At 38.1% G+C, this 6,138-nt stretch carries 7 protein-coding genes; 5 read left to right on the top strand and 2 right to left on the bottom strand.

Going from position 1 to position 6,138, the window contains the following annotated elements; genetic code table 11:
• Positions 1-628 (top strand): ABC transporter permease (locus AC1DDX_RS21335; protein WP_477622561.1); only part of this gene is annotated, 628 nt, incomplete at its 5' end.
• A gap of 271 nt (positions 629-899) precedes the next feature.
• On the opposite strand, the gene AC1DDX_RS21340 is transcribed toward AC1DDX_RS21335, so the two are convergent.
• Positions 900-2,093 carry a pyridoxal phosphate-dependent aminotransferase gene (locus AC1DDX_RS21340; protein WP_172659152.1) on the bottom strand — a complete coding sequence of 398 codons (1,194 nt, stop codon included), beginning with the start codon at positions 2,091-2,093 and terminating at the stop codon, positions 900-902.
• Between the two features lie 135 nt (positions 2,094-2,228).
• Between AC1DDX_RS21340 and AC1DDX_RS21345 the strand changes: the two genes are divergently transcribed.
• From AC1DDX_RS21345 to AC1DDX_RS21360, 4 genes are all read left to right on the top strand, one after another.
• Positions 2,229-3,206 (top strand): cation diffusion facilitator family transporter, encoded by a 978-nt coding sequence (locus tag AC1DDX_RS21345; protein ID WP_172659151.1) that lies wholly within the window; start codon positions 2,229-2,231, stop codon positions 3,204-3,206.
• The gene (locus tag AC1DDX_RS21350; RefSeq protein ID WP_172659150.1) at positions 3,203-3,643 is read left to right on the top strand and encodes an NUDIX domain-containing protein; all 441 of its coding nucleotides are present in this window, start codon (positions 3,203-3,205) and stop codon (positions 3,641-3,643) included. The genes AC1DDX_RS21345 and AC1DDX_RS21350 overlap by 4 nt, the downstream gene beginning before the upstream one ends.
• Entirely contained in the window at positions 3,640-4,908 is a 1,269-nt protein-coding gene (gene bioA, locus AC1DDX_RS21355) for an adenosylmethionine--8-amino-7-oxononanoate transaminase (protein WP_172659149.1), read from the top strand. The genes AC1DDX_RS21350 and bioA overlap by 4 nt, the downstream gene beginning before the upstream one ends.
• Before the next feature lie 157 nt (positions 4,909-5,065).
• On the top strand, positions 5,066-5,674 hold the full coding sequence (locus tag AC1DDX_RS21360; RefSeq protein ID WP_172659148.1) for a hypothetical protein: 609 nt from the start codon (positions 5,066-5,068) through the stop codon (positions 5,672-5,674).
• Here the strand turns inward: AC1DDX_RS21360 and pdeM are convergent.
• Positions 5,671-6,138 (bottom strand): ligase-associated DNA damage response endonuclease PdeM (gene pdeM / locus AC1DDX_RS21365; RefSeq protein WP_477622562.1); only part of this gene is annotated, 468 nt, incomplete at its 5' end. The two genes, AC1DDX_RS21360 and pdeM, sit on opposite strands and share 4 nt — an antisense overlap.

Here is a 6,138-nt window from a genome sequence, read left to right on the forward strand (position 1 = left end):
GGGTATGTCGCAGGATAAAAATATTGTAATGCCTTTAAATTTTGCGAAGGGTATTATGGATATCGAAAGCGATAGATATGATCCATCAATTACGGTAAGGGGTTTTGAACACATTGCTCTTGATGAGATTGAAAGTGAAATACAAGGGACTATGCGTTCCATTAGAAGGCTAAGGCCTGGTGTAGAGGATGATTTCTCTTTGAATAAGAGTACTATCGCATCTAATCAGTTAGATACCATGTTCGGAATGGTTGATATAGCAGGTTGGGTTATTGGTGGCTTTTCTATTCTTGTCGGAGGGTTTGGTATTGCTAACATTATGTTTGTTTCGGTAAAAGAACGCACCAATATTATCGGTATTCAGAAATCGCTGGGCGCTAAAAATTATTTTATTATGCTGCAGTTTCTATTTGAAGCAATAGCGCTGTGCCTGCTCGGAGGGCTGTTAGGCTTGCTCCTGGTTTACTTGGCTACCTTAGCAGCCAGTGCCGCCGGTTTTGAGATGATCTTATTTATGAAGAATATTATGCTGGGAATAGGTGTGTCTGTTATTATAGGCACAATATCGGGCTTTTGGCCGGCTTACGCAGCGTCGAGGTTGGATCCTGTTGAAGCGATTCGCTCATAATATGGCTTCGCTCTTTGCTTAAAAACTGAGTATTACTACTCAAAGGCTGGAATCTTTTGCCCTGAAAAAGGACAAAATTTCCTATGCCTTTTCCCAGAACACTCAGTTTTTAAATATGGCGCCTCAGCATAAACTCGCTAGTCCAACACGGATGGAGTAATAGGGAGAAACATAAAGAAATAAAAAGGCCTGTTCCGGATGACGAAACAGGCCTTTTGTTATATTTTGAGCTTGATGTCTAAGTACTAAATACCAATATCTAAGTACTAACTTAGCTCAATTTAGCTAAAGCAGCTTTGATTCTTGAAACTGCATCTCTAAGTTTATCTTCAGCTGCAGCATAGGAAATTCTGATACAATCGTTGTTTCCGAATGCTTCACCTGTAACAGTAGATACATGAGCTTCGTTTAATAAGAACAAGCTTAAGTCTTCTGCGCTATTGATGGTTTGAGTACCATCGGTTTTACCAAAGTAAGATTTTATTTCAGGGAAGAAATAAAAAGCTCCGTCTGGAAGATTTACCTTAACACCTGGAATTTCTGTTAATAGGGCATAAACGATGTCTCTACGTTTTTTGAATTCGCCAACCATTTCGTTTACCGTATCTAAACCACCCTGATATGCGGCTAAAGCCGCGCGTTGAGCGATAGAAGAAGTACCTGAAGTGATTTGGCCTTGTAGTTTATCGCAAGCATTTGCAATTTCTTTATTCGCAGCCATGTAACCAACTCTCCAGCCAGTCATAGCGTAAGATTTAGAGAAACCATTGATCAGGATTACTCTGTCTTTAACTGAATCAAATTCAGCAATTGAAGCATGTTTACCAACAAAGTTGATGTGCTCATAAATTTCATCAGAGATGATATAGATGTTCGGGTGTTTTTCAAAAACAGCTACTAAATCAGCCAATTCTTCTTTGCTGTAAACAGATCCGGTTGGATTGCATGGCGAAGAAAACATGAACAATTTGGTTTTAGGAGTAATTGCTGCTTCTAATTGCGCTCCTGTAATTTTAAAGTTGTTTTCAACTGTAGCGTTGATGAATACTGTTTCACCTTCACCAAGTTTAATCATTTCTGAATAAGATACCCAGTAAGGGGTTGGAACGATAACCTCGTCTCCTGGATCAACAAGACACATTACTGCGTTGGCAAGTGATTGTTTAGCTCCTGTAGAAACTACAATCTGATCGAAACCATAGGTTAATCCATTTTCTCTCAATAACTTTTCTGCAACTGCCTTACGTAGTTCAGGGTAACCAGAAACCGGAGTGTAGTAAGAGTAATTCTCATCTACAGCGGTCTTTGCAGCCTCCTTAACAAACTCAGGTGTAAAGAAGTCTGGCTCACCAAAGCTTAGGTTAATAACGTCTATTCCTTTTGCGGATAGCTCTCTGCCTAACTTAGCCATTTTAATTGTCTGTGACTCAGATAGGTTATTGATTCTTTTGGATAAAAATGTCATAATAATTTGTGCGTGGGCAAATTTAATTTTGTGCAGTGACAAATATATGAACCTCACTGAATTATAAACTAAAAAAAATACTTTTTAATGTAATTCGATAGTGAAACTGTATTTTTGGTGGCTAATCTCTATAAAGTGCAACCTAAAAAAAAGGCGATACTTCTTTCTTTATGCATCGGGATAGCGCTTATGCTGGCAAAATTTGTTGCCTATTTCATCACTCAGTCCAATGCAATTTTAACCGATGCTTTAGAGAGTATTGTGAATGTACTGGCCAGCAGCTTTGCGTTTTATAGCATCTATCTGGCCACCATCCCTAAAGATAAAAATCATCCTTATGGTCATGGTAAAGTGGAGTTTTTCTCAGCTTTTCTGGAAGGTACGCTAATAACCATTGCCGGATTGATCATTATCTTTAAATCTACTTACGATTTAATCTATCCTAAGCCAATTCATCAGCTTTTTGAAGGGGCTATTATTATAGGGGCAACCGGAATTGTAAACTTAATTATAGGTTTTTATCTGATAAATACCGGCAAAAAACACAATTCAATTACACTGGAGGCTGATGGGAAACACTTGCTTACTGATGCCATAACCAGTGCCGGTCTGGTGGTTGGTGTAATTTTAATACAACTCACCAAAATCTATTGGCTGGATAGCGTGATCTCGATTTTATTAGGATTATACATCATTTACAACGGATATAAGCTTACGCGAAGATCTATAGGTGGATTGATGGATGAAAGTAATATTGATCTTGTAAAAGACATTATCGAAATTTTGCAGAAAAACCGAAAGGAACCCTGGATAGATGTACACAACCTGAGGGCGCAGCAGTATGGTGCCGATCTGCATATAGATTGCCACTTCACGCTCCCTTATTATTTCGATCTCAATCGTGTTCATCAGGAAATATCAAGTATTGATAAGCTTATAAATGGCAATGCACATCGGAAAACAGAATTGTTTATTCACGCAGACCCTTGCTTACCTGCTTGCTGTAACTATTGTAAAATGAATGATTGTCCGGTAAGGAAGGAAGCCTTTAGAGGTGAAATTAAATGGACAATCGAGAATGCAACTAAAAATCAAAAACACTTCGATCAATGAGTTATTTTAATGTAAGAGTATACGGCTTACTAATTAATGCTGAAAACCAGGTACTGATTAGCGACGAACAATCTGGTGGCCGGACATTCAGTAAATTCCCCGGTGGTGGATTAGAGCTGGGTGAAGGTCTTATAGACGCCCTTAAACGGGAGTTTATGGAAGAATGCAACGCTGAAATTGAGATACTCAATCATCTTTATACTACCGACTTCTATGAGCAATCTTCTTTTAACGATAGTCAGATTTTAAGTATTTATTATACCGTAAAAGCATTACATCCTTTAGCGTTGAATTTTAAGACTGATGTATTTGATTTTGACGAAAATACCTTACAGTCGTTTAGATGGGTTAGTTTAAATGACCTTAAAACTGACGACGTGACTTTTAAAACTGACAAAACTGTAGTAGAACTATTAATTAAAGAAAGAAACCAATGAGTTTAGCCGAAAGGGATAAAAAAGTAATATGGCATCCTTACACACAAATGAAAAATGCAGCACCTCATGTCCCAATTGTAAGAGGAGAGGGTGTTTACTTATTTGATGAAGATGGCAAGAAATATATTGATGCCGTTTCCAGCTGGTGGGTTACCATTCATGGACACGCTCATCCTCATATTGCCGCTAAAGTTGCTGAACAATTAAAGACTTTAGAGCATGTAATATTTGCAGGTTTTACCCATGAACCGGCTGTACAGCTGGCAGAACGTCTGCTGCCATTATTGCCTGGTAAGCAGGAAAAGGTGTTTTATAGTGATAATGGATCTACAGCTGTAGAGGTAGCCATTAAAATGTGCTTACAGTATTGGGTTAATACGACCAAGCAGCCCCGTACTAAAATTATTGCATTTAGGGAGGCTTATCATGGCGATACGTTTGGTGCCATGTCGGTGAGTGGACGGAGTATTTTTACTGATCCCTTTGCTTCTCTTTTGTTTGATGTTGAATTTATTGATCTTCCTAATGAGCGGAATATTGAGCAGCTTAAATCTAAGATCAATTATCTTTCTAATGAGGTTGCCTGCTTTATATTTGAACCGATGGTTTTAGGTGCAGGCGGAATGTTAATGTATGAACCCCAGTATCTGGATCAGTTAATTGAAACTTGTCAGAAACACGGGATATTGACAATAGCAGATGAAGTGATGACTGGTTTTGGGCGCACTGGTAAGTATTTCTCCTGCGAAGCACTAAATACCAATCCTGATATTTTTTGTTTGTCTAAAGGGCTTACAGGTGGCACTATGCCAATGGGGATTACTACATGTAACCAAAAAATATTTGACGCATTTTTAAGTGATGACAAGCTTAAAACCTTATATCACGGACATTCATTTACGGCTAATCCGGTAACTTGTGCAGCCTCATTGGCCAGTCTGGATATTTTATTAAAACCGGAAACGCTTGAGAACATTCATAGAGTAGTAGCAAAACATGAAGCTTTTGCTTCACAGATAAAAGGTCATCCAAAGCTTAAGGATGTAAGGCAGGCAGGAACCATATTGGTAATGGAGTGGGAAACAGGTTCAGATACCTCTTATTTAAGTGGATTGAGAAATCAATTGTACAATTACTTTCTGGACAGGGGGATTATACTTAGGCCGCTAGGAAATATCATTTATATTTTAGCGCCTTATATAATCAGTAATGAAGACCTTGATTATATTTACCAAACTATTAATGAAGCACTAAACGATATATAAGAGTAGTCTGCGCCTCGTCATCTCGGCGATAGGAGAAATCTCTTGGTTATGCCATTTCAAGAAATCTCTCCTATCGTGGAGATGACGACCGCCTGTAAAGAAAAAGAAGACATCAAAAAAACAATGTGTTATTAGCAATATTATAATAAAAACAGTAATGAACATTAAACCGATTTTAGAGAACATAGTAAGCGATAATGTTTTACATGCCAAGTGGTTAAATACCTTGTCGTATATGGAAAATGCAGGTGCAAAGAAAATCTCTGCATCGGAGCATAAAGAAAAGGTGAACCTTATAATTCTTAAACATGCAGCAGAGGAACATCGTCATGCTTATTATTTAAAAAAGCAACTGGACAAACTGGATGGCGATCTTTGCAAAACCTATACCAGCGATGAGCTATTGGCTCCTAACGATACCAAATTTTATTTAAATGCTTTGGATGTAGCGGTATGCCGTTATTTGAAACAGCATTTTAATTTAAGCGGATATGAACTAAAGTTTGCAGCTTATCTTTTTGTAACCTATGCAATTGAGGTACGTGCAGATGAGCTATACCCTGTTTATCAGGATGTTTTAACTGCCGCAGGCAGCAAGGTAACCGTTAAATCGATCATTCTTGAAGAAGAAGGTCACCTGGAAGAAATGTTGAACCAACTTAGAAGCTTTGATGCGGACTGGGAAAAACATGCTGAACTGGTTATAAAAATTGAGCAGGATATGTTCAATTCCTGGATGCAAAATTTGAATAAACAAATTGCCTAAACCCTTACAACCTTAGCAGGTGTGATGGCATAAAAGCAATCGCCCTGCTCTGCATCTAATATTTTTAGTCCTGTAAAAACACTAAAAGCTGGTAATATGGCGCAATGTTTTCCAAAGTAAAAGCAAGGGAACTTCAATTGCTGCTTAGCCCTTCCATAAATAACTACACCTGGATGTATATGACCCGTGATGTTATAATATTCATCAACCTCTCCAGGTTTATCATGTATAAATCTAAAAGGTGCCAGCAGTAACTCTTTTTGATGGACTTCAATTCCTAAAGCCTCATAATCTTCATTCTTTAAATTGTCGTGATTTCCTTTTATCAAAATAACTTTAAGGTTGGCATAGCCATTTCGCCAGTGCATAAAAGCATTGGCGTCGCTGTTAATGTTATTGTGGAACATGTCGCCGGTAACCAGCAGATTTTCAGGGTTAAATTCCGACATCAAAGTGGTCAGTCT

It is taken from the genome of Pedobacter sp. 10L46_2, assembly GCF_056395165.1.

Bases quoted from the DNA above. Each gene is read 5' to 3' on its own strand.
- AC1DDX_RS21340 (WP_172659152.1), bottom strand. From the start codon at position 2,093: ATGACATTTTTATCCAAAAGAATCAATAACCTATCTGAGTCACAGACA.
- AC1DDX_RS21350 (WP_172659150.1), top strand. From the start codon at position 3,203: ATGAGTTATTTTAATGTAAGAGTATACGGCTTACTAATTAATGCTGAA.
- bioA (WP_172659149.1), top strand. From the start codon at position 3,640: ATGAGTTTAGCCGAAAGGGATAAAAAAGTAATATGGCATCCTTACACA.
- AC1DDX_RS21360 (WP_172659148.1), top strand. From the start codon at position 5,066: ATGAACATTAAACCGATTTTAGAGAACATAGTAAGCGATAATGTTTTA.